Source organism: Streptomyces populi, assembly GCF_002911015.1.
Taxonomy (GTDB): Bacteria; Actinomycetota; Actinomycetes; order Streptomycetales; family Streptomycetaceae; genus Streptomyces; species Streptomyces populi.
In genome coordinates, this window is sequence record NZ_KZ626860.1 from 14,453 (window position 1) to 30,138 (window position 15,686).

Genomic DNA, 15,686 nt, shown 5'->3' on the forward strand with positions numbered 1-15,686 from the left:
GCCCGCCCTCCCCGAAGACGGCTCGCCCGGCCTGCTGACGCCCCTCGCCCGCGCGCACGCGTGGACCCCCGCGAGAGCCCGTCGGCGGTTCCGTTCGGGGCTGTCGGTCCCCACCGCCGGAATCGCCGCGGGCCACGCCCAGGCCAACCTCGTCTCGGTACCGGCCGACTGGGCGTACGAGATGCTGCTGTTCTGCCAGCGCAACCCCAAACCGTGTCCCGTCCTCGACGTCACCGACGCCGGTTCCTGGACCACCGTGCTCGCCGGGGGCGCCGATCTGCGCACCGACCTGCCGGGCTACCGGGTGTGGGAGCACGGCGAGCTGGTCGCCGAGCCCACGGACGTCGTCGACCACTGGCGCCCGGACCTGGTGTCGTTCCTGATCGGATGCAGCTTCACCTTCGAGTGGGCGCTGAGCTCCGCGGGCGTCCCGATGCGCCACATCGAGCAGGGCCGCAACGTCTCGATGTACGTGACGGCGCGTCAGTGCCGCCCGGCGGGCCGGCTGAGCGGGCCGATGGTCGTCTCGATGCGCCCGGTGCCGCCCGAGCACCTGAGCACGGCGATCCGGGAGAGCAGTCTGCTGCCCGCCGTGCACGGCTCCCCGGTGCACTGCGGCGATCCGTCGGGGCTGGGCATCGAGGATCTGGCACGCCCCGATTTCGGCGATCCGGTGGTCGCCGCCCCGGACGACATCCCGGTGTTCTGGGCCTGCGGAGTGACACCCCAGGCCGCGGTGATGGCGTCCCGTCCGCCGTTCGCGATCACCCACGCGCCCGGCCGGATGTTCATCACCGACACCCGCGACGAGCAGTACCGAGTGGCCTGAACGGGCCGGAGGAGGAGGAACGGCAGCCCATGACCCCCATCGATCTCAACGCCGATCTCGGCGAGGGCTTCGGCCGCTGGCGGCTGACCGACGACGAGCAGCTGCTGTCCGTCGTGACCAGCGCCAACGTGGCCTGCGGCTTCCACGCCGGGGACGCGGCCACCATGCGGCGGGTGTGCGAGCTGGCGGCGGAGCGGGGCGTACGGATCGGCGCCCAGGTCTCCTACCGTGACCTGGCGGGGTTCGGGCGGCGGGCGATGGACGTGCCGCCCGGCGAGCTGACGGCCGAGGTGGCCTACCAGATCGGCGCCCTGGAGGTCTTCGCGCGCGCGGCGGGCTCGCGGGTGGCGTACGTGAAACCGCACGGCGCGCTCTACAACCGCGTCGTGCACGACGAGGAACAGGCGGCGGCGGTCGTCGACGGCGTCCTGCTCGCGGGCGCGGGGCTGCCGGTGCTCGGCCTGCCGTCCTCGCGCTTCCTGAAGACCGCCGAACGGGCCGGACTGCCCGTCGTCGCCGAGGCGTTCGCGGACCGCGCGTACACCGGGGAGGGCACTCTGGTGCCGCGGTCCCAGGAGGGCGCGGTGATCGCGGAGGCCGATGCCGTGGTCGAACGCTCCCTGGGACTGGCGTGCTCCGGGGAGGTCGTCTCCCTCTCCGGGGAGCGCGTTCCGGTCCGGGCGCGCTCGCTGTGCCTGCACGGGGACACACCGGGGGCGGTCGGGCTGGCCCGTCGGGTGCGGGCCCGGCTGGAATCGGCGGGCGTGCGCGTGGAGGCGTTCGCGTGAGGGCCCTGCCCGTCGGTGACCGGGCGCTGCTCGTCGAGGTCTCCTCGGGAGAGGCCGCCCAGGCGCTGCACGCCGAACTGGTGCGGCGCCGCGCGGAGGGATCGCTCACCGTGCGGGAGATCGTCCCGGCGGCCCGCACGGTGCTCCTGGACGGACTGGACGACCCCGTCCGGCTCGCGGAGTCGCTGCCCGGCTGGGAGATCCCCCCGCTGAACGCGCGCGTGGAGGACACCGTCGAGATCCCGGTACGGTACGACGGCCCCGACCTGGCGGACGTGGCGGCCTTCTGGGGGGTGGCGGTGCGTGATGTGCCGGAGATCCACGCGGCGGCCGGGTTCCGGGTCGCGTTCTGCGGGTTCGCGCCCGGCTTCGGCTACCTCACGGGGCTGCCGGAGCGGTACGACGTGCCGCGCCGGGCGACCCCGCGGACGGCGGTGCCCGCGGGATCCGTGGCGCTCGCGGGCCCGTACACCGGTGTGTACCCGCGCAGTTCGCCGGGCGGCTGGCAGCTGATCGGCACGACGGACGCGGTGCTGTGGGACCACGCGCGCGTGCCGGCCGCGCTGCTGGCGCCCGGCGCGCGGGTGCGTTTCGTGCCGGAGGGACGTCCATGAGCGACCGGGCCCTCGCGGTGGTGCGGGCCGGGGCCCTGACAACCGTCCAGGACCAGGGGCGGACGGGGCACGCCCACCTCGGCGTACCGCGTTCCGGAGCGCTCGACGCGCCCGCGGCGGCACTGGCCAACCGGCTCGTCGCCAACCCCGTGGAGGCCGCCGTGCTGGAGACGACGGTCGACGGCTGTGCCCTGCGGCCCCGTTCGACGGTCACGGTGGCGGTGACCGGAGCGCCCTGTTCGGTGAGGGTGGACGGCCGCCCGGCCGCCTGGGGGGCTCCCGTCCGGGTGCCCGCGGGGGCGCTCCTGGACGTCGGTCCCGCGCGCGCGGGGCTGCGGAGCTACGTGGCCGTGTCCGGCGGCGTGGCGGTCGATCCGGTGCTCGGCAGCCGCTCGACCGACCTCCTCTCGGGGCTCGGCCCCCCGCCCCTGGCGGACGGCGCGGTACTTCCCCTGGGCGGTCCCGGCGTCCTTCACGCGCGCGTGGACGTCGCCGCGCACCGCGCGCCGCCCGCCGAACTGGTTCTGCGCGTGACCCTCGGCCCGCGCGACGACTGGTTCACCGGGCCGGCCCTGCGGACGCTCACGACGCGCGCCTACCGGGTGTCGGCGGCGAGCAACCGCATCGGCCTGCGCACGGAGGGGCCGTCGCTGGAGAGGAGCGTGTCCGGCGAACTCCCCAGTGAGGGCATGGTGCTGGGTGCCGTCCAGGTGCCCCCCGACGGCAGGCCGGTCGTCTTCCTCGCCGACCATCCGACCACCGGGGGCTACCCGGTGATCGCGGTCGTCCGTCCCGGCGACCTCCCGGCGGCCGCCCAGGCGGTCCCGGGGACCCCGGTGCGCTTCGTGGCCGTACGCCGCCGCTGACGCCGACGCGGGCGGGCACTCGCGGAGGAAGCACCGGCCCGTGCGGCCGGTGCCCGCCTCACGCGTCCGGCCGTCCACCGGGCCGCACCCGCCCGTCAGGCCACGTCCGGCCGTTCCGGCACGGACAGGGCCGCCAGGGCGGACGCGACGGCGTGCGAGGCACTCAGGTCGAGGCGGGCGCTGGTGCCCCGGGCCCGGTGGCGCACCTCGGACGCGGCGAGGGTGAGCAGTTGGGGCAGCAGGTCCGTGCAGCGCCGGGCCACCCAGCCCGTTCCCGCCGTGGCCAGCCACAACAGGCTCGCGGAGCGGGTCGGCGCGGGGAATTCGGCCTCGGCCGAGGGGCCGGTCCCGGCGGCGAGGCCCTCCTCGGTGAGCAGCGCGTGGAAGCGCAGGGCCAGTTGACGGTGCCCCAGCTCCCCCGGATGCAGCCGGTCGGCGCTCCACACGGAACGGTCCTCGATCCACTCCTCCTCCGCCGCGTGCAGATGCATCGCCCCGTGCCGCTTCGAGAGCGCGTGCACCACGGCGTTGACCGCGTGCTGACGCCGGGCCAGCGGACGGGCCAGGGCTCCCGGCAACCCCAGCATCGAGCCGGGGTCCGGGAGGCAGGCGGTCAGCACGGTCGTGTCCCGCGCGCGGAACGCCGCGTACACCGTGTCGAGCCGTTCGGCCACCGCATGGATGTCGAAGGTGTACCGCAGGGTGTCGTTGACGCCGATCACGACGGAGACGACGTCGGGTTCCAGGGCGAGCGCCGCCGGGGTCTGCCGTTCGAGGACGTCCCGTGTCTGTGCCCCGCTGACCGCGAGGTTGGTGAAGTCCACGGGCGCGTCCGCCGGGGCGAGCCCGGGGGCGAGGAGTTCGGCCCACCCCCGCCACCGGTCCCCGACGGGGTCGCCCACTCCTTCGGTGAGGGAGTCCCCGAGGGCGACGAACCGCACCGGTCTCATGCCACGCCCTCCTGGAGACGCGGCCGCGGCACGGCCACCGCGTCGTGCGCGGCGAGGAAGCCCGTCACGGCGGCGTCCCAGCCGAAGCACTCGGCACGCGCGCGTGCGGCCTGCCTGCGCTCGCTCTCGGCGCGGCCGAGCAGCAGCCGTACCGCGTCCGCGAAGGAGTCCCCGCTGTCGGCGGCGGTGGCTCCGGCGGAGCCGACGATCTCCGGCAGGGCGGAGTGCGCGCTGGCGACGACGGGGGTCCCGCAGGCCATGGCCTCCAGGGCGGCGAGCCCGAAGGTCTCCGCGGGCCCGGGTGCCAGGCACACGTCCGCCGAGGCCTGGAGCGAACCGAGCAGGGCGCGGTCGGCGACGTGCCCGAGGAAGGTGACGGGCAGCCTCCGTTCCCGGGCGCGCTGTTCGAGCCGGGGCCTGAGCGGTCCGTCCCCGGCGACGACGAGCACGGCCCGCTCACCGCGCCGCAGCAGCGCCTCCAGCGCGTCGAGCGCCGTGCCGGGGCGCTTCTCCACCGAGAGGCGGGAGCACATGACGAGCAGGACCTGGTCCGCGCGCGCGTGGCGGGCGCGCAGCGCCGGGTCGCGCAGGGCCGGGTGCCGGCCCACCAGGTCGACGCCCAGGGGGGCGCGTACGACGTTGCGGGCGCCGATCCGCACGAACTCGCGCTCGGCGAACTCCGTGGTGCACACCACGCGTGCGTAGGTGTGCGCGGTACGGACGTTGAGGGCGTCGGCGGTCCGCCGGGCCATCGCCTCGGACAGTCCCCAGGTCCGCAGGACGCCGTCGGCGGTCTCGTGGGAGACCATCACCGCGGGCACCCGGGCCCGTCGTGCCCAGACCCCGGTCCAGCGCAGGGTCGTGCGGTCGGAGACCTCCAGGCGGTCGGGGGCGAGCGACTCCAGGAGCCGGGCGACCCTCCGCCTGTCGGTGAGGACGCGGTAGCCGCCGGTGCCGGGCAGCAGCGGGCCGGGCAGCGTGATCACCCGTCCCTGCCCGGTGTCGCGGTCGCTCGCGCGCGCGCCGGGTACGACGAGGACCGGTTCGTGACCGGCGGCCAGGTAACCGGTGCCCAGCTCCCGCAGCGCGGTGCGCAGCCCTCCGGAGGCGGGGGCGACGAAGTTGGCGAGCCGTACGATGCGCAGGCTCATGCCGCCACCGGCTTCCGCGCGGAGAGCACGTCCTCGTAGTGGCCGATGAGCTGGTCGCCCACCGCGGCCCAGGTGCGGCCCTCGACCATGGCACGGCCGGCGGCGCCGTAGGCCGCTCGCAGCGCGGGGTCGGCGGCGAGGACGCGCACCGCGTCCCGTACGGCGTCGCCGTCGCGCGGCGGGACCAGCAGTCCGGTGCGCCCGTGGGCGACCAGGTCGAGCGGTCCGCCCGCGGCGGGGGCGACGACGGGCACCCCGCCGGCCATGGCCTCCTGCACGGTCTGGCAGAAGGTCTCGAAGGGGCCGGTGTGCGCGAAGACGTCCAGCGAGGCGAAGATCCGGGCGAGTTCGTCGCCGGTGCGCCGGCCGAGGAAGACCGCGCCGGGGAGCGCGCCGCGCAGGGTGGTCTCGCTGGGGCCGTCGCCGACCACGACGACGCGGACGCCGTCCAGTCCGCAGACGCCGGAGAGCAGTTCGACCTGCTTCTCGGGAGCGAGCCGGCCGACGTAGCCGACGATCAGCTCGCCGTTCGGCGCCAGTTCGCGGCGCAGCGCCTCGTCGCGGCGGTCGGGGTGGAAGCGGACCGTGTCGACACCGCGGGCCCACAGCCGTACCCGGGGCACGCCGTGCGCCTCCAGGTCGCGCAGGGCCGCGCTGGAGGGGGCGAGCGTCCGGTCGGCCGCGGCGTGCACCGAGCGGATGCGCCGCCACGCGGTGGCCTCACCCGCGCTGATGTACGTGCGGGCGTATCCGGCGAGGTCGGTCTGGTAGACGGCCACGGCGGGGATGCCGAGCCGGGAGGCGGCCGCCATGCCGCGGACGCCGAGGACGAAGGGGCTGGCCAGGTGGACGATGTCGGCGCGGTGTTCGGTGATGGCCGCGGCGACGCGTCGGCTGGGGAGGGCGACGCGGACCTGGGGGTAGCCCGGGAGCGGGATGGAGGGGACGCGGACGACCGGGCACGGCGCGAGGGCGTCGGGCCCGTTCCCGGTGGGGGTGCCTCCCTGGTCGGGGGAGGCCGAGAACCTGGGCGAGGCGGCCGGGGCGACGACGAGGGGAGTGTGACCGCGGTCGACGAGGTGCCGGGCGGTCTGGAGCGCGCAGTGGGCCACGCCGTTCACATCGGGGGGAAAGGATTCGGTCACGATGACGACACGCATACGGGTGTTCTCGCCGCATTGGACGTGGCCGCGTCAACGTGGATCTATGCGAACGATGAACGTCCCGTGAGCGTTGCTCTCCGCCCCTGAGCAGGCCGACCCCCGTCCACGCGCTCCTGACTCACGGGTCACCGAACGTTCATACGGCCGGCATGTCGGGCCCGATCCTGCTCCGTACCGCTGTCTGGACTTCGGCCTCCTCGGCCGGATCCGCCGCCAGCCGGCGCAGCTGGTCCACCACGCGCGCGTCACCGGTCTCGGCGTGCCGGGCGGCGATCTCCCGGGTGGTCTCCTCGCAGTCCCAGAGGCACTCGACGGCGAAGCCCGCGGGGAAGGAGGGGTCGGTGGCGGCCAGGGCGCGGGCGGCGCGCTGACGCAGGTGCGACGACGCGGTCTCCCGGTAGACGTGCCGCAGCACGGGGGCGGCGCAGGCGATGCCGAGCCGTCCGGTGCCGTCGACGAGGGTCCACAGGGTCGGCGCGTCGGGGCCCTCGCCCCGTACCGCCTCGCGCAGGGCCGCCAGGACGAGATCGCGGTCCTGCGTACCACCCCGGCAGGCGAGCACGCGGCCGGCGGCGGCACCGAGGGCGTCGGGCCGGTGCGCCCAGCCCCGCGCCCGGTCGACGGCGGCGACGCTCCGCATCCGTTCGAAGGCGTCGACGGCGGCTTCGACGACGGCCGCCGACCCGTCCGCGACGGCCGACTCGACGAGGTCGAGGGCGTCCGGATCGTTGCCGTCGGCCAGATAGCGCAGGGCCGTGCAGCGCGCGCCGTCCGAGCCGTGGCGGGCGGCCTCGACGATCTCGGGGCGGTCCTCCGGTCCGGCGACGGCGGTCAGGCAGCGGGCGGCCGGGACGTGCAGTGCGGCCCCGCGCTCGACGCCCTGCTGGGCCCACTCGAAGACGGCGCCGACGCTCCACCCGGGACGGGGTCCCGACGGCCGCATCTGGCGCTGCCAGCGGTCGAAGGACCCGGCCTCCTGAGCGGCACGCACGCGGCGAGCGACGGACTCACGGGAGTCGTCGGCCCACAGCCGCCACGGCCGTGGCTCGAAGGCGTCGCGCACGGCGGCGGCGAGGGCGGCCTCGCCGTCCGGGTCGGCGGGGAACCGGGCGAGCACGGGGGCGGCGAGGGCGCGCAGGCCCGCGTCGTCGTCGCGCAGGGCCAGCTCGTCGAGGGCCCAGGCCCAGTTGGAGCCGACCGCGGCGTACCTGCGCAGCAGCGCGAGCGCGTCACGCCTGCCGTACGAGGCGAGGTGCCCGAGGACGGCGAGGGCGAGCCCCGTGCGTGACTCGCAGTCGTCGAGGATGTCCTCGGCGTCGAAGAGGTGACGCTCGATCTCGTCGAGTTCACCGTTCAGGTCGAGGTAGAGACGGGCGTAGTACAGGGAGCGGTTCTCCACCTGCCAGTCGTGGCGGGGGTCCCTGAGGACACAGTGGTCCAGTGCCGCGAGCGCTTCGGCCCGCGGTGCGGTGAGCGCGTGCAGCGTGCCGTCGCCGCGGCCCCTCTGGAGGAGGCCGAGCAGCGTACCGCTGGGCGCTATGACCGGATCGAACATGGGAAACAGCCTCACATCAAGCGTCGACGCAACCGGGATCCTGCATTACCTGGCCGCGTGACAACACGTCGGGGCGCCCGCCGTCTCTTGCTTGCTGTAGACCATCTTCCTCTGCCTCTCGTCGGTGGCCCATGCGGGCCGAGTCACGGCCCGCGCGGTGCGGCAACTCCTGCCCAGCCATCGCGTCCGTGAATCACGTCGTCATGATGACCCGGCCGTTCTTCCTGCCGCGACCGTATTTCCGGCGGCCCCGTTCCGCCTCCCTTTTTTCCCGCGTATCGCCTGGTCAGAGCGTTCGATTCATGATGTGCCGAACAATTCGAGCAGGTCCGTCTTGGCGAACATGCGTGCCGTGTCGACGGCCGAGGGAGTACCCGCGGCCGGATCGGCGCCGGCGGCCAGGAGGACCCGGATGACGGCCTCCTCGCCCTTGAAGACGGCTCCGGCGAGGGGGGTCTGGCCCCGGTCGTTGACGCGGTCGGCCTCGGCGCCGCGCTCCAGCAGCGCGCCGACCGCCCCGGCGTGACCGTGGTAGGCGGCGAGCATCACGAGCGAGTCCCCGCGGTCGTTGGTGAGGTCGGCCGGAACACCCGCGTCGACATACGCCACGAGCGTCTCCGTCTCGCCGCGTCGCGCCAGATCGAAGATCTTGGTCGCGAGCTCCACGACCTCGGGGTCGGGGGCTTCGCTCATCGGCCGGACCGCCTCTCACTGCAACCGTTCGGGTGAATCGACAGGGTACTGGCTCCGGCGGCGCACGACAGGCATCCTCCGCTGCAAAGATCACAAAATGCGCATCGAGCGCAACGGAGCAGCTCAGGCGGCGCAAGACGGCTCCGTCACATGGATGAAATCCGGCGTTTTTCACCCAGTTGCACCTTTTATCGTATGGATACATGCTGTGATCCTGGAACAACTCATGGTGACCGTCCCCACGAACCAGGAGAGCTCAAATGATTCTGTCCATGTCAGGCGTCGTCCTTCTCGGCATCATCGTCTTCCTCTTCTTCAAGAAGGACGGACTGAAGGCGTCGCACGCTTTCGTGGCCGCGCTCTTCGGCTTCTACCTCGCGAGCACGGCCATCGCGCCGAGCATCAAGGCCGGCGGGGAGAGCCTGGCCGGCCTCCTCGGCGGGATCAAGTTCTGACGACGTCCCCACCTCGTACGCACCTCCAGGAGACAGCAGTGGCCCGGCGCCCTCTCCCCCGCATCCTCAGCAACGGCACCACGCAGATCGCCAAGAGCCGGGAGCTGGCCCGGACGGCGGCCGACAGCGCCACCGACGTCCTCCACCCGTTGATCACGGTCACCCGTGGACTGCGCCGGCTGGCAGCCGCCGGGCGGCGCAGGTGGGCCGCCACCCCCAAGGACCGGCGCGGGCCGCTGCTGTTCCTGGCGGCCTCGGTGATCCTGATCGTGGCTCTGGTGCCGTACGGACCTCTGCTCGCCGTCATCGGTCTGATGGCGGCGGCGGCCTGGGCCGGTCGCGAGCGCACCCCACCGCCCGCGACCGGCCCGGACGAGGCGCAGACCGGACGCCTCCAGTCCCTCTACGAGGCGCTCGTCCCGTACTTCTCCGCGGCCGAGGACCCCGCTCCCCTGTACGCCCACGACGGCGACTGGGAGAAGGTCTTCTCCTCGTACGACTTCGACGACGACGGGCGGATCTCCCGTCTGCTCATCCACTACCCGGCGTACTTCACGGACGGCGAAGCGGACTCCCGCGCCCGCATCGAGCAGCTCCTGCACGCCAAGTCGGGCCGTGGCCGTGAGTACCACTTCGACTGGGACGAGGAGGGCAACGAACTCACCGTCACGGTCCTTCCGCCCCTGCCCACCGACATCGCCGCCCAGCGTTTCGTCACCGCGCCCGGCGAGACGGTCCTCGGGTTCACCGATCCGGCCGACGTCCAGCGCACGCTCCCCCTCACCCACGGCGAGGAGCGGCGCGACGTCCCCCCGGTCGTCTGGCGCACGGGCGCCCGCTCCACCGAGCCGCATCTTCTGATCACCGGCGAACCGGGCACCGGTACGACCACCCTCCTGCGCTCCATCGCCCTGCAAACCCTCCGGTACGGCGATGTCGTCGTCGTCGACGGCGGGGGCACCGGCGAGTACGCGTGTCTGACCGGGCGGGAGGGCGTCCTGGCCGTCGAGTGCTCGACGGGCGGGGCGCTCGCCAGTCTGGAGTGGGCGGCGCACGAGACCGAGCGACGGCTGATCGCCGCGAACCGCGCCCGCCAGGCCGGGCATCCCGCCCCCGACGACATCAGGAACCCGCTGTGGATCCTGCTGGACCGGCCGAGCGCGCTCGGCCATCTGGCCGCCGCCGACGGACGCGAGGACCCCCAGTCGCTGCTCCAGATCCCCCTGCGGCACGGCCGTGCCGCAGGCGTCACGGTCGTGGTCGCCGAGCACCTCGAGAACCTCGACTTCATCGGCGACGCGGTACGTCAGCACACCCGCGCGCGCGTGGTGCTCGGCCCCGCATCGGCCGCGCAGCTCGAAGAGGTCCTGGGCGCGCCCCCGCACACCACCCCGACCCGGAACGTGCCGCCCGGCCGCGGCTACGCACGCCTGGGCACCGGCCCCGTCCTGCGTCTCCAGGTCCCCGCGACGCCGGACCCCTACGACAACGCCACCAGCGAGGCACAGCGGCGGGCGGTGCTCGATCTGCTGCCGGAACGGACGACCCCGGCGGACGCGGCGGAGCAGGCGCCCTCCGAGGCCGCCGGGGTGGCCGGGGTCGCGGTGGCGGAGGGATAGCCGAAGAGGCGCACGGAGGACAGGGCACGCCCCCGGGGCCGGCACACGGACACCGGGCGGGCCGGAACCCGGCCCGCCCGACGTGCAAGCGACCGAGCCGATCGGCCACACCGAATCCCGCCCCCGCCCGACATGCAGGCGACCGGGCCCACCCGACGTACAGGCGACCGGCCTCAGCCGACACGCAGGCAACCGACCCGTCCGACATACGGATGGCCGGACTCAACCGCGCCCCGGCGGCCGAGCCCGCCAGGCGTGCCGGCAACCGGGCTCGGCCGGCACGCAGGCAACCGGGCTCAACCGGTGTCCCGGCAACCGACTCCGCTCAACGCGCGGGCGACCGGGCCCGTCCGGTGTTCCGGCAAGCGGGCTCCGCTCCCCCGGTGTGCGTTCCCGGGCCGCTCGTACGGCTACGCCACGAACGTCCGGGGCCCCTCGCCCCCTCCGCTCGCGCCGGTCTCCACCAGCCGGGCGGCCGCTGCCAGCCGGGTCGCCGCCTCGTCCGCGACGGCGCCGCCCACGGTGAACGGCAGCCGCACGTACCCCTCGAAGGCGCCGTCCACCCCGAACCTGGGCCCGGAGGGCACCCGTACGCCCACGCGCTCGCCGACCTCGGCCAGCCGCGACCCGGACAGACCGCCGGTGCGCACCCACAGGGTGAGACCGCCGCGCGGCACGGAGAACTCCCATCGGGGCAGCTCCCTGCGGACGGCCGCGACGAGGGCGTCACGGTTCTCCCGGGCCTGGTCGCGCCGGACACCGACGGCCTCCTCCCAGCCCCCCGTGCTGAGCAGCCAGTTCACGGCGAGCTGTTCCAGCACGGGCGTGCCGAGGTCGGCGTAGGCGCGCGCGGCGACCAGGCTGCGGATGACGTCGGGGGCGGCCCGCACCCAGCCGATCCGCATGCCCGCCCAGAAGGCCTTGCTCGCCGAGCCCACGGTGATCACGGTCGAGCCGGCCGGGTCGAAGCCGCACACGGGGCGCGGCATCTCCAGCCCCTCGTCCAGGTGCAGCTCGCTCATCGTCTCGTCGACGACGAGGACGGTGCCCGCCGAGCGCGCCGCCTCCACGAGCCCGCGCCGCTGGTCCTCGTCGGCGAGCGCGCCGGTGGGGTTGTGGAAGTCGGCGACGACGTACGCGAGCCGGGGCGCGGCGTCACGCAGGACCTGGCGCCAGCGGTCCATGTCCCAGCCGGCCAGTCCCTCGGCCATCGCGACGGGCACCAGCCGGGCGCCGGCCTCCCGCATGAGCTGGAGGATGTTGGCGTAGGAGGGGGACTCGACGGCGATGCGCTCACCGCGGCCCGCGAAGAGATGGCAGATCGCGTCGATCGCGCCCATCGCGCCCGTGGTCACCATGATCTGCTCGGGCATGGTCGGGATGCCGCGTGCCGTGTACCGCTCGGCGAGCATGGCGCGCAGCGCGGGAAGGCCCGCGGGGTAGTCGCCGTGCGTGTGCGCGTACGGCGGCAGTTCCTCCAGCGCGCCCTGCACGGCCCGGGTCAGCCACGGCTCCGGCGCGGGCAGCGCCGCGCAGCCGAGGTCGATCATCGAACCGAGGGTCTCGGGCGGCAGCGGTTCCAGACCGCGCGCGGGCAGCGGGTTCCCGGCGGGGACCGCGGTCCAGCTGCCGGCTCCGCGGCGCGACTCCAGGAAGCCCTCCGCCCGCAGGGCCTCGTAGGCGGCGGCGACGGTCGTACGGCTGACCGACAGGGCGAGGGCCAGCTCCCGTTCGGCGGGCAGCCGCGCGGCGACCGGCACCCGTCCTTCGAGCACGAGCAACCGCACCCCGTCGGCGAGGGCACGATAGGCGGGCGGGCGCCGGGTCCCCTGCCCGGCGGGCCGCTCCTGCTGGGAGTTGAGGAGCCGGGCCAGCTGCGCGGCCCCCACCGCTGAAGTCCACTGCGCCATGATTCCAGTCCACCTTCCCCGAATTGGCCATGGTTGAAGCCAGTTCCCAAGCCACAGAGTGTCATGCGCCAGGCCACTACCACCACTGGGGGGCATCACGTGTCCACACGCTCCGACTCCGCACCCGCCGGGGCTCCCGGTCCCGGGCGGCTCCCCAGCCGTCTCGTCCAGCTCTACGCCGGCCTCGCCCTGTACGGCGCGAGCTCGGCGCTCCTCGTGGAGGCGGGTCTCGGGCTGGAGCCGTGGAACGTGCTGCACCAGGGTCTCGCCGAGCTGACCGGCCTGACGATCGGCGTGGTGTCGATCGTCGTGGGCGCGGCGGTGCTGCTCCTGTGGATCCCGCTGCGCCAGCGGCCGGGCCTCGGCACCGTCTCGAACGTCTTCGTGGTCGGCCTCGCCATGGACGGCACGCTCGCGCTGGTGCCGGACGTCCGCTCCCTGGCCCTGCGGATCCCGCTCCTGGTGGCGGGCGTCGTGCTGAACGGCGTGGCCACGGGCCTCTACATCTCCGCCCGCTTCGGCCCGGGTCCCCGCGACGGTCTGATGACGGGACTGAACCGGCGTACGGGCCGCTCGGTCCGTCTGGTGCGCACGGTCCTCGAGGTGGCCGTCGTCGCGACCGGCTTCGCGCTCGGCGGCACGGTCGGCGTCGGCACGGTGCTCTACGCCGTGGCCATCGGCCCCCTGGCCCAGCTCTTCCTGCGGGTGTTCGCCGCCCGGCCGGCACCGGTCGTCAGCGCCGTTGTCGCCCCGGGTCAACCCGAGCGCGCCATACTGCCCGGGTGAGCACCCGCACCCTTCACCCCTACCTCGACCATCCCGGCCCGATCCCCTTCGCGCATCGCGGCGGGTCCGCGGACGGCCTGGAGAACACCCTGGCGCAGTTCCGTCGGGCGGTGGACGCCGGATACCGCTACATCGAGACCGACGTGCACGCCACGGCGGACGGCAGGCTGGTCGCCTTCCACGACACGACCCTCGACCGGGTGACCGACGGCGCGGGCAGGATCGCCGACCTCCCCTGGGACGACGTGCGCCAGGCGCGCGTGGCGGGCAAGGAGCCGGTCCCCCTCTTCGAGGAACTGCTCGAGGAGTTCCCCGAGACGCGCTGGAACATCGACGTCAAGGCGGAACCCGCGCTCCTGCCGCTGCTCGACCTGATCGGCCGCACCGACGCCTGGGACCGGATCTGCGTCGGCTCGTTCTCCGAGGCCCGCGTGACCCGCGCCCAGCACCTGGCCGGACCGCGCCTCGCGACCTCGTTCGGCACCCGGGGGGTGCTCAACCTGCGGCTGCGCTCCTGGGGCGTGCCGGCCGCGGTGCGCCGCTCCGCGATCGCGGCCCAGGTTCCCGAGACGCAGTCGGGGGTGCCGGTGGTCGACCGCCGGTTCGTGCGGGCCGCCCACGCGCGCGGGCTCCAGGTGCACGTGTGGACCGTAAACGAATCGGAACGCATGCACCGGCTGCTGGACCTGGGGGTCGATGGCATCATGACCGATCACATCGACACACTGCGCAAGGTCCTGGAAGACCGGGGCACCTGGTTCTGAGCCTCCTCGCGCGGTCCGTTCACGGGGAAGCGAGGGCACGGGTGAGCACCGACACCGTGCGGGCGGGGGCGGCCGACGAGGCCGCGGAGCGCCGGCGAGAACAGCGCGGCTGGTACTTCTACGACTGGGCCTGCTCCGTCTACTCGACGAGCGTGCTCACCGTGTTCCTCGGCCCCTACCTGACGGCGGTGGCCAAGCACGCGGCGGACGCGGACGGGTTCGTCCACCCGCTCGGGATACCGGTCCGCGCCGGTTCCTTCTTCGCGTACGCGGTCTCCGCCTCGGTCATCCTGTCGATCGTCGTGATGCCGATGGCGGGCGCCGCCGCCGACCGCACGGGCCGCAAGAAGCCGCTGCTCGCGGCGGCCGCCTATCTGGGCGCAGCAGCCACCACGGGCATGTTCTTCCTGGACGGCGACCGCTACCTGCTGGGCGGGCTGCTGCTGATCGTCGCGAACGCCTCGCTGGCCGTGTCGATGGTCCTGTACAACTCCTACCTCCCGCAGATCGCCCCGCCCGAGGAACGCGACGCCGTCTCCTCCCGGGGCTGGGCCTTCGGCTACGCGGCCGGATCGGTGGTCCTGGTGGCCAACCTGGTCCTGTTCACGGCCCATGACAGTTTCGGCGTCTCCGAGTCGACGGCGGTGCGCATCTGTCTGTCCTCGGCGGGTGTCTGGTGGGGCGCCTTCACCCTCGTACCGCTGAAGCGGCTGCGTGACCGCCGGGCGCCGTCCGACTCCCCCGGACGGCCGTCCGCGCACGGATGGCGGCAGCTGGCCGCCACGGTGCGCGACATGCGCCGCCAGCCCCTCACGCTGTCCTTCCTGCTCGCCTACCTCATCTACAACGACGGCATCCAGACGGTCATCTCGCAGGCCTCGGTCTACGGCTCCGAGGAACTGGGGCTCAGCCAGTCGACCCTGATCACGGCCGTACTCCTGGTGCAGGTGCTCGCGGTCGCGGGCGCACTGGGCATGGGCCGACTGGCCCGCGCGTACGGCGCCAAACGCACCATTCTCGGATCGCTCGTCGCCTGGACGCTCACCCTCGCCGCCGGGTACTTCCTGCCCGCGGGCGCGCCCGTGTGGTTCTTCGTCCTCGCGTCCGGCATCGGTCTGGTCCTGGGCGGCAGCCAGGCGCTCTCGCGCTCCCTGTTCTCGCACCTCGTGCCGAGCGGCAAGGAGGCCGAGTACTTCTCGGCGTACGAGATGAGCGACCGCGGGATGAGCTGGCTCGGCCCGCTGCTGTTCGGGTTGACCTACCAGCTGACGGGAAGTTACAGGGACGCGATCGTCTCGCTCGTGGCCTTCTTCGTCATCGGCTTCGTCCTGCTCGCCCGGGTCCCGGTGCGCCAGGCGGTGCGGGACGCGGGCAATCCCGTACCCGAGAGGATTTAGCGTCCGGGGCCAAAGAGCGGTAGTGTACGCGTTTGGCCTGCCTGGCGTACCGTTACTGCGCGTCAATGATACTGAAGCGTTGGGTGACATCTGATGCCAGATGTGACAAACCGGGCGACGGTGGGTACAACAAGGGGCGGCTACGA

15 protein-coding genes are annotated in these 15,686 nt (G+C 73.9%); 9 read left to right on the plus strand and 6 right to left on the minus strand.

The window, feature by feature from the left end; genetic code table 11:
- The first annotated feature begins 31 nt into the window (after positions 1 to 31).
- From CW362_RS13415 to CW362_RS13430, 4 genes are read left to right on the plus strand one after another with little or no spacing between them, the layout of a single operon-like run.
- A complete protein-coding gene (locus CW362_RS13415) occupies positions 32 to 829 on the plus strand; it encodes a putative hydro-lyase (protein ID WP_240657777.1) in 798 nt (265 codons plus the stop codon).
- Between the two features lie 29 nt (positions 830 to 858).
- Positions 859 to 1,617, plus strand: coding sequence for a LamB/YcsF family protein (locus CW362_RS13420; protein ID WP_103549664.1), 759 nt, complete (start codon positions 859 to 861; stop codon positions 1,615 to 1,617).
- Entirely contained in the window at positions 1,614 to 2,231 is a 618-nt protein-coding gene (locus CW362_RS13425; RefSeq protein WP_103549665.1) for a 5-oxoprolinase subunit B family protein, read from the plus strand. The genes CW362_RS13420 and CW362_RS13425 overlap by 4 nt, the downstream gene beginning before the upstream one ends.
- A complete protein-coding gene (locus CW362_RS13430; RefSeq protein WP_103549666.1) occupies positions 2,228 to 3,097 on the plus strand; it encodes a 5-oxoprolinase subunit C family protein in 870 nt (289 codons plus the stop codon). Before CW362_RS13425 ends, CW362_RS13430 begins: the two co-directional genes overlap by 4 nt.
- Before the next feature lie 95 nt (positions 3,098 to 3,192).
- Here CW362_RS13430 and CW362_RS13435 read toward each other — a convergent pair whose 3' ends face one another.
- From CW362_RS13435 to CW362_RS13455, 5 genes are all read right to left on the minus strand, one after another.
- Positions 3,193 to 4,047 carry an SGNH/GDSL hydrolase family protein gene (locus CW362_RS13435; protein ID WP_103549667.1) on the minus strand — a complete coding sequence of 285 codons (855 nt, stop codon included), beginning with the start codon at positions 4,045 to 4,047 and terminating at the stop codon, positions 3,193 to 3,195.
- Complete coding sequence (locus CW362_RS13440; protein WP_103549668.1) at positions 4,044 to 5,198, minus strand: glycosyltransferase; 1,155 nt, start codon at positions 5,196 to 5,198, stop codon at positions 4,044 to 4,046. Before CW362_RS13440 ends, CW362_RS13435 begins: the two co-directional genes overlap by 4 nt.
- Positions 5,195 to 6,358 (minus strand): glycosyltransferase family 4 protein, encoded by a 1,164-nt coding sequence (locus CW362_RS13445; protein WP_103549669.1) that lies wholly within the window; start codon positions 6,356 to 6,358, stop codon positions 5,195 to 5,197. The genes CW362_RS13440 and CW362_RS13445 overlap by 4 nt, the downstream gene beginning before the upstream one ends.
- Positions 6,359 to 6,497: 139 nt before the next feature.
- On the minus strand, positions 6,498 to 7,916 hold the full coding sequence (locus CW362_RS13450) for a hypothetical protein (RefSeq protein ID WP_103549728.1): 1,419 nt from the start codon (positions 7,914 to 7,916) through the stop codon (positions 6,498 to 6,500).
- Between the two features lie 300 nt (positions 7,917 to 8,216).
- Positions 8,217 to 8,609, minus strand: a complete 393-nt coding sequence (locus tag CW362_RS13455) for an ankyrin repeat domain-containing protein (protein ID WP_103549670.1) — start codon at positions 8,607 to 8,609, stop codon at positions 8,217 to 8,219.
- A 260-nt stretch (positions 8,610 to 8,869) separates the two neighbouring features.
- On the opposite strand from CW362_RS13455, the gene CW362_RS13460 reads away from it, so the two are divergent.
- Positions 8,870 to 9,064: a hypothetical protein gene (locus CW362_RS13460; protein ID WP_103549671.1), complete on the plus strand. Its 195-nt coding sequence runs from the start codon at positions 8,870 to 8,872 to the stop codon at positions 9,062 to 9,064.
- A gap of 38 nt (positions 9,065 to 9,102) precedes the next feature.
- Positions 9,103 to 10,683, plus strand: coding sequence for a hypothetical protein (locus tag CW362_RS13465; RefSeq protein WP_103549672.1), 1,581 nt, complete (start codon positions 9,103 to 9,105; stop codon positions 10,681 to 10,683).
- Between the two features lie 410 nt (positions 10,684 to 11,093).
- Here the strand turns inward: CW362_RS13465 and CW362_RS13470 are convergent, their stop codons facing one another.
- A complete protein-coding gene (locus tag CW362_RS13470) occupies positions 11,094 to 12,593 on the minus strand; it encodes an SCO1417 family PLP biosynthesis transcription factor (protein ID WP_103549673.1) in 1,500 nt (499 codons plus the stop codon).
- 63 nt (positions 12,594 to 12,656) lie between these two features.
- Here CW362_RS13470 and yczE point away from each other — a divergent pair, with 63 nt between their 5' ends.
- From yczE to CW362_RS13485, 3 genes are read left to right on the plus strand one after another with little or no spacing between them, the layout of a single operon-like run.
- Positions 12,657 to 13,379, plus strand: coding sequence for a membrane protein YczE (gene yczE / locus CW362_RS13475; protein ID WP_206300951.1), 723 nt, complete (start codon positions 12,657 to 12,659; stop codon positions 13,377 to 13,379).
- Positions 13,376 to 14,143 (plus strand): glycerophosphodiester phosphodiesterase family protein, encoded by a 768-nt coding sequence (locus CW362_RS13480; protein WP_103549675.1) that lies wholly within the window; start codon positions 13,376 to 13,378, stop codon positions 14,141 to 14,143. Before yczE ends, CW362_RS13480 begins: the two co-directional genes overlap by 4 nt.
- A gap of 41 nt (positions 14,144 to 14,184) precedes the next feature.
- Positions 14,185 to 15,540 carry an MFS transporter gene (locus CW362_RS13485; protein ID WP_103549676.1) on the plus strand — a complete coding sequence of 452 codons (1,356 nt, stop codon included), beginning with the start codon at positions 14,185 to 14,187 and terminating at the stop codon, positions 15,538 to 15,540.
- The last annotated feature ends 146 nt before the right edge of the window (positions 15,541 to 15,686 follow it).